The 15,491-nt window shown below is 41.6% G+C and carries 14 protein-coding genes; 5 read left to right on the top strand and 9 right to left on the bottom strand.

What is annotated here, in order from left to right; all coding sequences use genetic code 11:
* Positions 1-141: 141 nt before the first annotated feature.
* The 3 genes from ORQ98_RS16610 to ORQ98_RS16600 form a co-directional block, all read right to left on the bottom strand.
* On the bottom strand, positions 142-1,002 hold the full coding sequence (locus ORQ98_RS16610) for an endonuclease/exonuclease/phosphatase family protein (protein WP_274689924.1): 861 nt from the start codon (positions 1,000-1,002) through the stop codon (positions 142-144).
* 70 nt (positions 1,003-1,072) lie between these two features.
* Positions 1,073-1,768, bottom strand: coding sequence for a thiol:disulfide interchange protein DsbA/DsbL (locus ORQ98_RS16605; protein ID WP_274689923.1), 696 nt, complete (start codon positions 1,766-1,768; stop codon positions 1,073-1,075).
* Between the two features lie 252 nt (positions 1,769-2,020).
* On the bottom strand, positions 2,021-2,473 hold the full coding sequence (locus tag ORQ98_RS16600; RefSeq protein WP_274689922.1) for a pilin: 453 nt from the start codon (positions 2,471-2,473) through the stop codon (positions 2,021-2,023).
* A 258-nt stretch (positions 2,474-2,731) separates the two neighbouring features.
* Between ORQ98_RS16600 and ORQ98_RS16595 the strand changes: the two genes are divergently transcribed.
* Positions 2,732-3,265 (top strand): hypothetical protein, encoded by a 534-nt coding sequence (locus ORQ98_RS16595; RefSeq protein WP_274689921.1) that lies wholly within the window; start codon positions 2,732-2,734, stop codon positions 3,263-3,265.
* 91 nt (positions 3,266-3,356) lie between these two features.
* On the opposite strand, the gene ORQ98_RS16590 is transcribed toward ORQ98_RS16595, so the two are convergent.
* A complete protein-coding gene (locus ORQ98_RS16590; protein WP_274689920.1) occupies positions 3,357-3,998 on the bottom strand; it encodes a c-type cytochrome in 642 nt (213 codons plus the stop codon).
* Positions 3,999-4,400: 402 nt separating this feature from the next.
* Here ORQ98_RS16590 and yihA point away from each other — a divergent pair, with 402 nt between their 5' ends.
* The 4 genes from yihA (at position 4,401) to ORQ98_RS16570 (ending at position 10,525) form a co-directional block, all read left to right on the top strand.
* Positions 4,401-5,021, top strand: a complete 621-nt coding sequence (gene yihA, locus ORQ98_RS16585; RefSeq protein ID WP_274689919.1) for a ribosome biogenesis GTP-binding protein YihA/YsxC — start codon at positions 4,401-4,403, stop codon at positions 5,019-5,021.
* Positions 5,022-5,520: 499 nt separating this feature from the next.
* Entirely contained in the window at positions 5,521-8,097 is a 2,577-nt protein-coding gene (locus ORQ98_RS16580; RefSeq protein ID WP_274689918.1) for a polynucleotide kinase-phosphatase, read from the top strand.
* A gap of 13 nt (positions 8,098-8,110) precedes the next feature.
* On the top strand, positions 8,111-9,511 hold the full coding sequence (locus ORQ98_RS16575; protein WP_274689917.1) for a 3' terminal RNA ribose 2'-O-methyltransferase Hen1: 1,401 nt from the start codon (positions 8,111-8,113) through the stop codon (positions 9,509-9,511).
* Positions 9,512-9,613: 102 nt separating this feature from the next.
* Positions 9,614-10,525: a nucleotidyltransferase domain-containing protein gene (locus tag ORQ98_RS16570; protein WP_274689916.1), complete on the top strand. Its 912-nt coding sequence runs from the start codon at positions 9,614-9,616 to the stop codon at positions 10,523-10,525.
* 50 nt (positions 10,526-10,575) lie between these two features.
* Here ORQ98_RS16570 and ORQ98_RS16565 read toward each other — a convergent pair whose 3' ends face one another.
* The 5 genes from ORQ98_RS16565 to ORQ98_RS16545 form a co-directional block, all read right to left on the bottom strand.
* Complete coding sequence (locus tag ORQ98_RS16565; protein ID WP_274689915.1) at positions 10,576-10,968, bottom strand: RidA family protein; 393 nt, start codon at positions 10,966-10,968, stop codon at positions 10,576-10,578.
* 195 nt (positions 10,969-11,163) lie between these two features.
* A complete protein-coding gene (gene spoT, locus ORQ98_RS16560; protein ID WP_274689914.1) occupies positions 11,164-13,275 on the bottom strand; it encodes a bifunctional GTP diphosphokinase/guanosine-3',5'-bis pyrophosphate 3'-pyrophosphohydrolase in 2,112 nt (703 codons plus the stop codon).
* A 185-nt stretch (positions 13,276-13,460) separates the two neighbouring features.
* Complete coding sequence (rpoZ, locus tag ORQ98_RS16555; RefSeq protein ID WP_274689913.1) at positions 13,461-13,700, bottom strand: DNA-directed RNA polymerase subunit omega; 240 nt, start codon at positions 13,698-13,700, stop codon at positions 13,461-13,463.
* 120 nt (positions 13,701-13,820) lie between these two features.
* Positions 13,821-14,441, bottom strand: coding sequence for a guanylate kinase (gmk, locus tag ORQ98_RS16550; protein WP_274689912.1), 621 nt, complete (start codon positions 14,439-14,441; stop codon positions 13,821-13,823).
* A 1-nt stretch (position 14,442) separates the two neighbouring features.
* Positions 14,443-15,309, bottom strand: a complete 867-nt coding sequence (locus ORQ98_RS16545; RefSeq protein ID WP_274689911.1) for a YicC/YloC family endoribonuclease — start codon at positions 15,307-15,309, stop codon at positions 14,443-14,445.
* Positions 15,310-15,491 lie beyond the last annotated feature (182 nt).

The raw sequence follows: 15,491 nt of genomic DNA, 5'->3' as shown, positions 1-15,491 counted from the left end.
CTAGAATCAGTATAGTCAGCTGTTTAATAAGGCCTAAAAAAGCAGGAACTATGTGAGGCTGTCTGGTGGTTTTAAAACAAAAGTCAGGCTAAAGGGAGGCACAAAAGTGGATAGCAAATAACGCCAGGGTAGAGATCAGCGTTATAAAAGTTTTAATTCAAGTGCGACTGGTAGGTGGTCAGACATGGGCATATCAACCACACTTATATTTTTAACCAGCAAGTTATTGCTCACCAGTATATGATCTAAGGCACGGTTTGGCTGCCAGCTAGGGAAGGTATTCAAGTTATTTTGCACTGATACCAGATTAGTATTGCTCAGCGGCGAGTGGTCAAGAAGCTGCTCAGCATGGGTATTCATGTCACCCATTAAGATCACTTTAGGGTGATCGCCTACCAGCTCTCGGATATAAGACAACTGCCGATTTCTACTGCGGCTACTTAACGATAAATGCATCATTACAACCAATAATGCAGCGTTACCATGACCTAGCTTTGCAACAATGGCTCCTCTACCAGGAAATCGACCAGGAAGCTTATGGTCTTCTAAAATATCAGGATCGACTCGACTTAGCAGCCCATTACTATGTTGAGCAAACTTTCCTAAATTACGGTTTAGCTGTTGATACCAAAAAGGAAACCCTGCTCGGCGAGCCAGATACTCAATTTGGTTAATATGACCAGATCGAATGCTACCCCCATCTGCTTCCTGAATAGCAACTAAATCATAGTCACGCAGCAAGTGACTGATTCGATTCAGATTTTCATCCCGTCCATGGTGTGGTAGCACATGCTGCCAGCCTCGGGTGACATAGTGACGGTAGTGCTGAGTATTAATGCCTACCTGAATATTAAAGCTCAGCAATCTTAAAGTGTCTTTTTCTGTTAAACAGGATTTCAGTTCAGCATGCTCAGACTCAAACTCAGTATGAGCTAGCTCAGGTGCTACTTGCACTTGAGAGGTAACAAACTGCTTTAGCGTCCTTACCGAAGTACGCAGCATCTGTGGTTTCCTTCGCCATCGAGACCGACTGAACATGCTTGATTAACTACCAGCTTTTAAAACCTAGAAACTACTCAGCAGCTACTGATTCGGCACTCTTTTCCTGTTCTTGCTGATCAGTGCCGCTTTGGCTAGCTGCGGAGCTTAGCTTTCGCTCCTGCTCTACCAGATATTCAGCCACTTCCAGCATTTGCTTCTCACCGCCTGCCATGGCTGCCCCTGTTCGGTATTTTCCATTAATAATAATAGCGGGAACTCCTGTTGCACGATAGCCACGTCCTTTAGAGCTTGCCAGGCGAAGTTGGTTAGCAACCCCAAACGATTTGTACTGTTTCATGAACTTTTCTTCTTCCACCCCTAGCTTCGCTAAGAGCTTTGCCATTTTTTCTGGTGTATCCAGCTTATTGTTGTTGGTATGGAAAGCTGCAAAAACGGCATCGTGAGCCTTATCATCAAGCTTAAGGGCTTCTATGGTGTAAAACAGCTGTGCATGTTTATTCCACAAACCACCAAAGGTTGCAGGTATTTTCACAAACTCAACATCATCAGGTAATTTAGCTGACCATGGTTTTACTAATGGCTCTAACTTGTAACAGTGCGGGCAGCCATACCAAAACAACTCTGCTACCTCTATTTTTGCGGGGTCAACGGTTGGAACTGGCTCAGGTAACTTAACATAGTGCTTACCTTCCTCGAACTGAGCTGCTACCGCTGCTAAAGGCATTGCCACCAATAGTACAAAGGCACGGCTGAATTTTTTTACCATTGTCTGCTTCACTCCAAGTTGTTGATAAATAATGATTGTGGTTTGACAGTAGCTTTACTAAAAAGGTTGCTCTAATCAAGCAAATAGCGTTATTTTCATCAACCAATAATAATAGGCTGCTTAATTTTAGCGCTTGATGGTAGTGATTATTAACGCTAAACACGTTCAATAAGCACTCACCACCTGCTTTCAGGGCAAGTATTTTGTGCTAGGTTTTAATCGTTTTTGTAAGCCAAGCGCAGAGCAAAACTGCTAACGGCAAGAAGCAGGTCGGTAGGTTACATTTAAAGTAGCAGAAGAACAGTTAAGCGTAATGCCAGTGCCTCCTGATTGCACAACATAGCGGAAGTCCCAGGTTTGCCCTTGCAGGCCGGAACCTAGCTCATTCGTCAAAGTAACTTGAATCGTCATTTGTGTATCATTGTCTCGAATAGGGGTAGCAGCACTAATATACACAGAGTCTTGCATCTTGCTGATTAAGTCTACAACCGCTAAATCGGCTGTTTGAGGCATACTACCCAAGCCAACATAGGCGTCCAATAAGTCAGCTTTACCTGTGCTGGCAAAATTTAATATCTCTGTCGTTTTCGAGCGAATGCTGTAATTTAAATAGGATGGAATAGCAATTGCTGCCAGAATGCCAATAATTGCTACAACGATCATCAACTCAATTAAAGTAAAGCCTGTTTTGTTAAAATATTTCATTAATATAATAACAGCCAATGATATAAATAGAGGTTATCTACTAAGTGTAGTATTAAACATTGAATAGCGCTTATTTTGACCTAGAAGTTATAAGCCAGGAACAGCTTATTAGCTATTTCAGGTATACCACTAGCCATCTATTTGTCTCCTTTATATTTCTCTACTTTTAAGGCTTTATTTAATTATTTAACTATTATATTTAACAGCCAACTGCCTTTATCGGGTAATGCGATAGCCTTACTTTAGAAGGAGTACCCCGTGAAAGCCATATCATCACTTTTTATGAGCTATTGCTTAATTGCTTCTACTACCTGGGGAGATGAGCGTAAACCAGCCATAGTCCATCTTACCTTACCCAGTAGCTGGAGCATTACTGAATCAAATATCCAAAGCAAGCAAGAAGACCAAGGCAAAACTACTTATGTGGCTCAGCTTGATGATCAAGACCATTTTGAGGCTCACAAAGATCGCACTTTAAGCGTGTTTGCTATTGCTGTTTCACCCAATGATGGCGACGCCAAAACACCTATAGAGTTTCAAAAACAAACAAAGTATGAAGGTACCACAGAGCCTATTAAAGCTGTCTATGAGATAAACATTGCGGGAGAGCAGTTTGCTGTTTCCGAAACTAAAACAATCCTACAAAAATATGAAACCATTGAGAAAAATTATGTTGCTTTTAAAGGTCCTTGGGTAGTTGAAGCGATGGTTGTATGTGCAGTAAGAGAAAGTTGTGTGGAGTTTGAACAGGTTCTTTCAAAAATAGAGTTAGGCCCAAAAGCACAAGATTAGGCGCTTTACATTGCTGGCTACTAACTAATAGGTATGAAACTAAGAGAGGCCGCTAAGCTGCCTTTCTTAGTTTTCATTCAACGCCAGATTATTACTTGTACAACCCTTGAACATAGTAAGATAGTGCCTGAATTTCTTTGTTGCTCAGCTTCTCAGCGATTGCCCTCATAATTTTGTTGTCACCATCATTGATTCGATCACCTTCACGGAAGTCTGTCAGCTGCTTGGCAATATATTTAGCATGCTGCCCTGACAAACGTGGAAACCCAGCATGATCATTACCTTTTCCTGTTGGCATATGACAAGCTGCACAAGCAGGAACACCTTTTTTCAGGTCTCCAGCTCGATAAAGCCTTTCTGCTAGTTTTAAGTCAACCGCGCCTTTACTGTCTTTTGGCTCTACCTTGTTTTTAGGCACCACGCTTAAAGGAGCTGGTTGACTCGCGTAAAAAGCAGCAATATCGGCAATATCCTGTTCAGACAGGTTGTCTGTCATACCGGTCATCTCCAGTACAACCCGCTCTTTGCTTTTAATATCAGTAATTTGTTTGATTAAGTAACGCTCACCTTGTCCAGCAAGATTTGGGAAGTTATCCGCTGCACTTACACCAGTTGGGCCATGACAAGCACCACAAACAGCTGCTTTTTCTTTTCCTGCGTTCTTGTCACCAGCGGCATGGGCCAGGCCTGTCACACCGATTGTCAACATCACGCCTATCAAAACTTTTTTCATCAGCTAATCCAAACTTTATTACGTTGATATTGCAGTACACCCAGCCCGGGCTACACGACAGTTTGCCAAGCATATTATTTATACAAATTACTTGACGCTTGTTAACAGTAGCCCTGTTTACTAAAGCTATACTTGTTGTATTAGCTATGCACTACCAAGACCTTTGTTAAACAATTTTCTACAGACCATAGACGATGAATCAGTCGGCAGTTTCACTATTTCATCAACTGCTATGGCAAATCGGCGCCATTATATACTATTCTCTGCCGCAACGTGAACGCTGTCCGAGCCCGAATACTTCATAAAGTTATGTATAATCTCGCTTGCCCCTTGATTCCACAGGCAATACCCTTTTAGGCGCTCGTAATTCAACCCAGTATTATTATGTAGCTAACAATCAATATGACTGAGCCAAATCAACGCACTCTTATTAATTTTCAAAAAGCACAATTTTTAACCAGCGCCAGCAACTTGTCTCAATGCCCAGAAGATATTGGTTATGAGGTTGCTTTTGCAGGCCGTTCCAATGCAGGAAAGTCTAGCGCACTTAATACTTTGACTGGTTCAAAAAAGTTAGCTCGTACCAGTAAAACACCAGGTCGCACCCAATTGATTAATTTTTTCTCTATTTCTGATCAGCAGCGCTTGGTCGATCTACCCGGTTATGGTTATGCCAAAGTACCCGAAGAGATGAAAAAGCAATGGCAATACCACCTGGAGCAATACTTAAGTCAGCGCCAATGCTTGATGGGTATAGTATTAATGATGGATATTCGCCACCCACTAAAAGAGTTTGACCTGATGGTGATGCAGTGGGCCAACTCTTGTGAAATGCCATTACATATCCTGCTGACCAAAGCCGATAAATTGAAATACGGTGCAGCTAAGCAAGCATTGAATAAACTGCAATCAATTATCGGCAGTTACCATAACCCAATTAGTGTGCAATTGTTTTCAGCTTTAAAGAAAACAGGTGTCGATGAGTTACGGGTAAAGCTATCGGGGTGGTTGCAGGAGGATTAAGTTGATAAAGAGTTAGCCTTATCCACCCTCCCCCTTTGAAAAAGGGGGAGTGAGGGGAATTTCATGAAAGCTTGCAACGCACCTCAAGTAACTTTAAATCCCTTAACCCCCTTTTTTCAGCCGCTGTCGTAAAAGGACGTTGAAAATTAGCCTAGTGTCCAATATGGAATAACAGGATATTCTTCCACCACTCATGAAGTGCCATCCCTGGCCCATCAAGAGCTAAAAGGCATCTGTGCCTTAGTCACCCCATATCCGCTAGCTTTTTACGACAACCTGTTCAAAGGGCGAAACAGTTTTCGCCCCCAAAACACAATCCATATAGTTCACCATCTATCTAAATAGATAGTTTTCATCTACACAAACATTACCCACCACACTCATTTAGAACAAAAAGCCAAGAAAAAACAGCTATATAGATCCAAATCTAAGCATTGGCACAATAACTGCTTTCAGTAGTTAAGAAATTAAAGTTTTTAGTTACGCAGTAAAAGGTTTTATGACAGATTCAAATTTACCAAAACACACTATCGAAGTACCTGAGCTTTCCCTAGTTATGTTAATGGGAGCATCTGGCTCCGGTAAGTCTACTTTTGCTAAGCAACACTTTTTACCCACTGAAGTTATTTCTTCTGACTTTTGTCGAGGTTTAGTAGCGAACGATGAAAATGATCAAAGCGCATCAAAAGAAGCCTTTGATGTTTTGCATTTAATAGCCGATAAGCGCCTACAGCGAGGGTTGCTTACCGTTATTGATGCTACCAATGTACAAGCTGAAGCAAGAAAATCCTTATTAAAAATTGCCAAAACCAATCATTGTTTGCCTGTAGCTGTGGTTTTAAATACTCCTGAGAAAGAATGCCATGAGCGAAATCAGTCGCGACCTGACCGCCAGTTTGGCCCTCATGTAGTTCGCAACCAGGCCAGGCAATTAAGAAGCTCATTAAAAAGGCTAAAAAAAGAAGGTTTCCGCTATACCTATGTGCTAAGCCCAGAACAAATAGAGAAAGCGCAAGTTAAACGAATGCCGCTTTGGACGAATAAAAAATATGAGCAAGGGCCATTCGATATTATTGGCGATATTCATGGTTGCTTTGATGAGCTACTGTTGTTGTTGGAAAAACTGGGTTATCAAATTAATAAAACTGATAATCACGAGCTTACTTATCAAGTGACTGCGCCAGTAGGACGAAAAGTTATATTTTTAGGTGACTTAGTTGATCGAGGCCCAAACAGCAACCATGTCTTAAGACTGGTAATGGATATGGTGGCGCAAAATACAGCCATTTGTATTCCAGGTAACCATGAAAATAAATTACTGCGAAAATTATCCGGCAAAAATGTCAATTTAAGTCACGGCTTAGCCGAAACTATGGAACAATTGGCTGAAGAAACACCAGAGTTTATCGAAAAAGTAAAAGATTTTATCAATAGCCTGGTTAGTCATTTTGTTCTGGATGACGGCAAACTGGTAGTCGCTCATGCAGGGATGAAAGAAGCTTATCAAGGTCGTGGCTCTGGTACCGTTCGTTCATTCGCTTTATATGGTGAAACCACGGGAGAAAAAGACGAATATGGCTTACCAGTACGTTATAACTGGGCTAAGGATTATCGCGGTAAGGCACTGGTCGTATATGGTCATACTCCAGTACCTGAAGCTGAGTTTTTCAATAACACCATTTGCTTGGATACAGGTTGTGTATTTGGCGGTGAATTAACTGCAATGCGCTACCCAGAAAAAGAGCTGTTAAGCGTACCAGCAAAACAGGTTTATTATGAACCATCCAAGCCTTTAAATCCTGAGTCATCATTATCTTCGCAGCAGCAGGATGATGAAGTCTTAAATATTGAAGATGTCACAGGTAAGCGTTTCATCAAAACTAGCATTAAAAATGCAATTTGTGTTGAGCCATACTATGCAGCTGCGGCATTAGAACAGTTAAGTCGTTTTACTGTGCATCCCAAGTGGTTAAATTATTTACCACCGACAATGTCACCCTGTGCAACCAGTAAATTACCTGAATTATTGGAACACCCACAAGAAGCTTTTGATTATTACGAAAGCCAGGGTGTGCTACAGGTAGTTTGCGAAGAAAAACATATGGGCTCTCGGGCAATTGTGCAGGTATGTAAAACAGCTGACGTCGCAGAAAAACGGTTCGGAATTACATCAGGTGAACAGGGGATTTGTTACACTCGAACTGGCCGACGCTTTTTTAATGATAAACAGTTAGAAACTGAGTTTATCCAGCAAGTGGCTAACAGCATTACTCAAGCAGGTTTATGGGATGAGTTAAATACTGACTGGATGACATTAGACTGCGAATTAATGCCCTGGTCTGCCAAAGCGATGGAATTAATCAGGCAGCAATACGCCTCTGTGGGTAGTGCAGCTAATGCTATTTATCCAGCAATGACTGAAACTTTAAAAAAAGCAGAAAATCGTGGCCTATCTGTAGAGGTCCTATTACAAAAAGCAACAGTTGCTACTGAAAATGCGAAAGCATTTCGTGAATCTTATCAGCACTATTGTTGGCCTGTGAATGGATTAGCTGATATCAAGCTAGCCCCCTTCCATGTCATGGCTACTGAAGGTGCTGTGCATAGTGATAAAGATCACCTATGGAATATGCGTTTAATAAAGCAGCTGGCTGATAACAGTAATGGATTGATTCAAACGACCACTTATAAAGTAGTGGATTTAACCTTACCCAATGACCAACAACAAGCGATCGACTGGTGGCACAATTTAGTAGCCAGTGGTGGTGAAGGTATTGTAGTCAAGCCTATGGAGTTTATCTGCAAAGGTGAAAATGATTGGGTTCAACCGGCGCTAAAAGTAAGAGGGCCTGAATATTTACGCATTATTTATGGGCCTAATTACTCAATGCCAGAACATTTATATGAATTAAAAAAGCGCGGTTTGGGCAAGAAGCGTCGTTTGGCCTTAAGGGAATTTGCCCTTGGTATTGAAGCGTTGGATCGTTTTGTTCATAAACAACCATTACGTGAAGTTCATGAGTGTATTGTTGGGTTAGTGGCCTCAACGACAGAACCAGTTGACCCTAGATTATAAGTGGTAAAGTAGAATGTTATTGAATATCACCTTACATAAAGATCAGGCTACTGATTATCAGCCTGCCGACTTAGGCTTTTTACTGCATAAGCACCCTGATAAAGTTCAGGAGTTTGAATTAAGCTATGGCAAAGCCCATGTACTTTATCCTGAGTTAACTGAGCAATTTTGTACTGCTAGTTTAATGGTGGAAGTTGATCCTATTAGCTTAGTTCGTAGTTTTAAAGGACCTGCCAGTAGTCGCCAGCTGGAACAATATGTTAATGATCGGCCTTATGTGGCTAACTCTTTTTTAAGTGTGGCTATTGCTAAAATATTTCGCTCTGCTATGGCAGGCCAGTGTCAACATAAGCCTGAACTAGTTGAAGCCAAATTGCCTTTTACCGTGGAGTTAGCCGTTCTACCATGCCGCGGTGGCACAGAGTTATTAGAAAAACTGTTCAAACCGCTAGGCTATGAAATTACTGCGGAAAAAATCGAGCTAGATAACCAGTTTACTGAGTGGGGTGATAGCCACTATTTTAAAGTTAAATTGACTAATCAGTGTCGTTTAGCAGATTTATTATCTCACCTTTATGTGTTGGTCCCTGTACTAGATAAGGATAAGCATTACTGGATCAATGAAGAGGAAATCGAAAAATTATTACGCAAAGGTGGCGACTGGTTAAAACAACACCCAGAGAAGTTTTTAATTATTCGCCGCTATTTAAACTTTAGGCAGCGTTATACACGTTTAGCTATTAATCAGTTAACTACTGAAGCAGCAGAAAATACTACTGCTGATAACCAGGAAGAACAAATTGAAAAACCATTAAGCTTAAATAAACAGCGGATTGACCAAGTATTAACAACTCTGGCCAGTTTGCCAGTAAAAAAAGTGCTCGATATGGGTTGTGGTGATGGCAAGTTATTAAAGCAATTATTTAATAACAAGCAATTCACCCAAGTAACAGGTTTGGACGTTTCCAGCCAAGCCTTGGCTATTGCAGAAAACAGATTAAAACTAGATAGGCTGCCCGAACACCAACAAGCACGGATTAATCTATTACATGGCTCGCTGTTATGCCGTGATGCGAGAATTAAAAACTTTGACGCCATTTGCTGTATAGAAGTAGTTGAGCATGTTGATGAAGACAGATTACCAGCGTTAGAAAAAGTGTTATTTGATTATGCCAAAGCACCTTATATCATAGTCACTACACCTAATAGCGAATATAATCAGCGATTTGGTTTAGAGCCTGGCCAAGTGCGTCACGCTGATCATCGCTTTGAGTGGTCAAGACAGCAATTTACTGAATGGACGCAATCTATCGCTGATAAATATCACTATAATGTAACTGTTTCAGGTATTGGTGAGGTGGACCAAGAGCTAGGGCAACCAACACAAATGGCGGTTTTTACCCTTCACGAATGATTTTTATACCCTTAGGGCACAAGTGCTTTGTTATCTTCGCTGAGGGTAACATGAGTCAACTTAAATAATAGCTTTAGAATTTCACAAAAAAGTGATAATAAAATGAGTAGTACAGTAGCGAAATTAAGGTCAAAAAACTTACTCAAAAATTCGCCTAAGTTTTTGGAAAGTAATATCCAATATGAAGTGATCATGGGCTCCGTCGCTTATGGGGTTTCCAATGATACTTCTGATATGGATATTTATGGTTTTGCAATCCCGATGAAAACCGATATTTTCCCTCACCTTGCGGGGGAAATTGTCGGTTTTGATGAGCCTAAGCAACGGTTTGAGCAGTTTCAGCAACACCATATAAAAGACCCATCAGCTATGGGCGGCAAAGGCCGAGAATACGATATCTGTATCTATTCAATAATCAAATATTTTCGGTTATTAATGGACAATAACCCTAATATTGTCGACTCATTGTTTGTACCACGTAATTGCATACTGCATACAACACCTATTGGTGAAAAAGTACGGGAAAATCGCCACTTATTTTTACATAAAGGCTGCTGGGCAAAATTCAAAGGTTATGCTTATTCGCAAATGCATAAACTGAAAACCAAAGACCCTATCGGCGGCAGAAAAGCTATCATAGAAACCTATGGTTACGATGTTAAATTTGCTTATCATGTCGTTCGTTTGTTACTGGAAGTAGAACAACTATTACTTGAAGGAGACTTGCAACTAAACCGTCATGCGGAACAACTTAAATCGGTCCACCGTGGTGACTGGGGCCTACCTGAACTGGAAGAATTTGTTGCTAGTAAAGAAAATGCACTAGAGCAGTTATTCTTAAAATCGGTACTACCAGATAAACCAGATAAAACTCAAATCAAACAACTACTGATTGAGTGTTTGGAAATGCACTACGGCTCTTTAGAAGGGGCTATCCACTTGGATAAATCTGAAATCAGGCAGGCTTTAGAACAAATACAGGCTTTGACAGGACGATTGATTAACTCAATATAAAATTGGAAACACAAACTGCAACTATTTCACAGTTTGTGTCTCTATTACCTTTATAACTCTACTAATTCCATAACACCATCCATTTCCACTGCTACCCCTTTAGGCAATTCAGCAACACCAATGGCTGCTCTGGCAGGGTATGGTTCTTCAAAATAACGAGCCATAATTTCATTGATAGTGGCAAAGTTACTCAAGTCTGTCAGGAAAATATTGAGTTTAACAATATCCTGCAAGGTTCCACCCGATGCTTCAGCCACCGCTTTCAGGTTTTCAAAAACCTGTACGGCACTTGCTTCAAAGCTGTCCGCGACTACTTCCATGGTTTCTGGATTTAAAGGAATCTGGCCAGATAGGTAAACAGTAGTGCCCACTTTTACGGCTTGTGAATAGGTACCAATTGCAGCAGGAGCTTTGTCGGTACTGATAATTTGTTTATTACTCATGTTCACTCCAATTCTTTTTCTCTATTGTAACTACAAATTTATTGTTAAAATTGATGCCCAAAACGAAGGTTTTTTTAGGCGAGACCATCAAACGATGAAGCCCTAGGAGCCTATAAGTAATAGGTGACTAGGGTGGAGAGAGCTGACAACAAAGCACTTGTACCCTAAGGGTATAAAAAGCATTCGTGAAGGGTATCAGCCTTTAATGCGTGATATTGATGTTACTCCTTTAATCGCTCGCAATTTTTTAATTGTACGAGCAAGGTGAACCCGGTCATTCACATTAATTAACAAGTGAATAACACTAAACTGGGCATCACGTTCTTCCATACTAATTTTTTCGATATTAGCATCGGTAGCCGTAATGGTTGTTGCCAGTGTGGCTACTATGCCCCGCTGATGTTCCAGCTCAACTTTCAATTCAACAGAAAACTCACCAGATACATTTTTATCCCATTCTACTTCTAGACATCTTTCTGGATTATGCCGCATTTCAACGATATTACGACATGAGTCAGTATGAATAACCATACCTCGCCCGGAGCTGACATGCCCCACCACCGGATCACCTGGAATTGGGTGGCAGCACTTGGCAAAGCTAAGCACCATACCTTCTGTTCCCCGAATCGTTAATGGCTGTTCTTTACCAGTCTCCAGCTGGCTTTTTTCATCTTGCACAGCTAAATGCCTAGCCACTAAATACGCCATTCGATTCCCTAAGCCAATATCCTGCAACATCTCATCTTTGGATTTAAAACCAAACTCTTTTAGTGAGTTTTTGATTTGCTCTGCGCTTAGTTTATCTACAGTGGTTTCAAAGCTTGCTAATGCTTTATTTAATAGTCGTTTACCCAGCGCTATAGACTCTGAGAAACGCTGCTGTTTTAAGAAGTGGCGAATATTTGCCCTTGCCTTTCCAGTAATAACAAAACTCAGCCATGTTGCATTAGGTCGTGCACCAGGAGCAGTAATGATCTCTACCGTTTGACCACTTTGCAGTGGTTGGCTTAATGAGGCCAGCTTTCGGTCTATACGACAGGCAACGCAAGTTTTACCCACATCGGTATGCACAGCATAAGCGAAGTCAACAGGAGTTGCGCCTTTTGGCAATTCCATAATATTGCCTTTCGGCGTAAATACATAAACCTCGTCAGGGAACAGGTCGATTTTTACGTTTTCAATAAACTCAAGCGAACTACCGGCATTTTTTTGTAGCTCCAGCATACCTGATAGCCAACGGCGAGTCCGGGCATGACTACCATTTAATGCTTCATCATCCGATTTATACAACCAATGGGCAGCAATACCGTTATTGGCCATATCTTCCATTTCTTGGGTGCGGATTTGAATTTCAATGGGCACACCATGCATACCAAATAATGTAGTGTGCAGTGACTGGTAACCATTAGCTTTGGGGATAGCAATGTAGTCTTTAAATCGGCCTGGAAAGGGTTTGTATAAATTATGCACCGCACCTAGTACACGATAACAGTCGTCTATGCTATCTACAATAATACGAAACGCATAGACATCCATAATCTCGGAAAAGGATTTACGCTGGTTACGCATTTTTTTATAAATGCTATAAAGATGTTTTTCACGGCCAATGACATCTGCACTAATGCCATGCTCTCCAAGTCGGCCACTAATCGCATGTTGAATTTTATTAACTAGCTCTTTACGGTTACCTCTGGCCCTAACAACAGCCTGACGAATTAAAGTCGCCCGCATCGGGTGCATTGCCTGGAAGCCAAGTTCCTCAAATTCCACCCGGATATTATTCATACCCAAACGGTTGGCAATAGGCGCATAAATTTCCAAGGTTTCTTTAGCAATACGACGACGCTTATCTGGGCGTAGCACCCCCAGTGTCCGCATATTATGCAGACGATCAGCCAGTTTGACTAAAATAACCCGAATATCTTTGGCCATGGCCAGAGCCATTTTTTGAAAATTTTCAGCTTGCTGTTCTGCTTTAGACTCAAAATGCATTTGAGTCAGCTTGCTCACACCATCTACCAACTCACCGACTGTTTCACCAAACTGTTCAGCAATTGCCTGCTTTTCGATTGCAGTATCTTCAATTACATCATGAAGCATGGCTGCCATCAGGCTTTGATGGTCCATGTGCATATTGGCAAGTATGTTGGCAACCGCCAGTGGATGGGTAACATAAGGCTCACCACTACGGCGGCGCTGACCAAAATGAGCCTGCTCCGCATAGTAATAAGCTCGACGAACACAGTGAATCTGGCTACGATCGAGATATGTATAAAGTCGCTCAGCTAATGCATCAATGGTTGGCAATACTCGCCTCCTGATCTTCTGCAAAAATACGACAGCAGCAACCACAACTGAACCAAAAGGTTAATTTGCACATAAAACCCATACTTTCTTTACCCTGGGGTTGCAAAGTGTAGTGTTGCGACACCCTCCTTTTTTACAGGGTTTAATTAATAGACACCAAACTCCAGCCATAAGTTGATGTGGGGTTAGCCGTTTTCAGCACCCATGCTATCAGCGTGCTTTTCCTGCTCTTCAAGCATGTCTGGCTTGATTAAGCCTGCTGAGATTTCTCTTAATGCCATTACTGTTGGTTTGTCATTTTCCCAGTCCAACAAAGCATCTTTACCACCAGTGGCAAGTTGGCGTGCCCGCTTGGTAGCAACCATTACTAACTCAAAGCGGTTATCTACATTATCAAGACAATCTTCCACAGTGACTCGAGCCATGACCTACTCCCAATATCCCAAATATCAATAAAAGTTACTTAACTCAGACAGCCCCAAAGGCATTCTTTTCAAGGCGCCCAATATAAAAAATAGCCGCTCAGTTTACTTAATCACCAGCTATTATGACAAGAGTTCAGTCAGTAATTGCTGATGCCTCATCTGTTGTTTAGTTAATTGTTGCCGGCTTGCTATCACAATGGCCTGTAGTTGCTGCAATGCCTGATCAAAGTCATCATTAACCACTAAGTAGTCATACTCGACATGATGGGTCATTTCATCTACAGCAGCAGCCATTCGCTTATTGATCACACCATCATCATCTTGCCCCCGCTTTTCCAGGCGATCCTGTAGTGCAGCTTTTGATGGCGGCAAAATAAATATGCTCATTGCGTCAGGTAACAGCTCCCTAACCTGCTGAGCACCCTGCCAATCGATTTCTAAAATAACATCTATTCCATTGGTTAATTGCTGTTCAACCCATTGCTGAGAGGTACCATAGTAGTTGCCAAACACATTAGCACTTTCCAGAAAGGCTGATTGATTAAGCATCTGTTGAAACTGTTCAACACTAACAAAATGATAATTAACACCATCTTGCTCACCAGGCCGCTGTGGTCGGGTAGTATGAGATACCGACACACAAACATCCCCAGTCGTTTCTATCAGAGCTTTTACCAAGCTGGTTTTTCCCGCCCCAGAGGGCGCAGAAATAATAAATAGGGTTCCGATACTTTTGTTCATATTACTCAATGTTCTGGACCTGCTCTCGCATTTGCTCAATGAATACTTTCAGATTAACCGCACATTGAGTGGTATCTGCATTGATTGATTTCGAGGCTAAGGTGTTGGCTTCTCGATTCAGCTCTTGCATTAAAAAGTCAAGGCGACGGCCAACTGCTTCTTTAACATCCAGCACCCGTCGTACTTCTGTTATATGCGTTGCAAGCCGATCCATCTCTTCGTCAACATCCGCTTTTTGCGCCATTAACACTAGTTCTTGCTCAAGCCGGTTAGAGTCTATTTCAACTTTGGCCTCTTCCAGCCGCTGAACGATTTTTTCCCGCTGGATTTTTATCAAGGCTGGCATCATTGCTCGCACACTGCTGACTTCTTGTTCGATTTGGGTCAGCCGCTTTAAGATAAACTGCTTTAATTCTAGTCCTTCTCTACTGCGAGTTTCATTTAAGCTAACAACAGTCTGTTCAAACTCAGCGAGTGCCGTTTGATGAATACTGGTCAAATCAACTTCCTGCTGCTGCATTACACCTGGCCATTCTAATACTGACAATGGGGCTACAGGGGTAACATTAGGAAACAGCCGCTCAATCTGACGACAGGCTTTTGCAATGTTTTTTGCTAATGGCTCATTAATTGACAGTTCACCTTCTTGGTTTACCACCAAGTCATAGCGCAAAAAACACTCAACCTTGCCACGAGATAAATGCTTTCGGATGATTTCTCGAAGAGCAGGCTCAATTTCACGAAAGGCTTCTGGCAGCCTGAGTTGAGGCTCTAAATAACGATGATTAACCGAGCGCAGCTCCCAGACCAGAGATCCCCAGGCTTGCTTAGTTTCACGCCGCGCATAGGCAGTCATGCTTCGGGTCATGATAACGTCCCAAATTAGCTTTAAAATTTTTATTCTAACCTGAACATATAACTATAGAGTAGAGCTTGTTGACGTTTATCTGAAAGTACACCCAATCAACAAGCTAGTTAGTATTTACTTTTTGACTGCTTTATAGTCTGCCGTAAATTTACCAAGAGCCAACTCCCCAAAAACACCTCCCT

It is taken from the genome of Spartinivicinus poritis (assembly GCF_028858535.1).
GTDB lineage: Bacteria > Pseudomonadota > Gammaproteobacteria > Pseudomonadales > Zooshikellaceae > Spartinivicinus > Spartinivicinus poritis.
The sequence above is the reverse complement of the archived record's forward strand: the minus strand, read 5'-3'. Positions and strand labels throughout refer to the sequence as shown.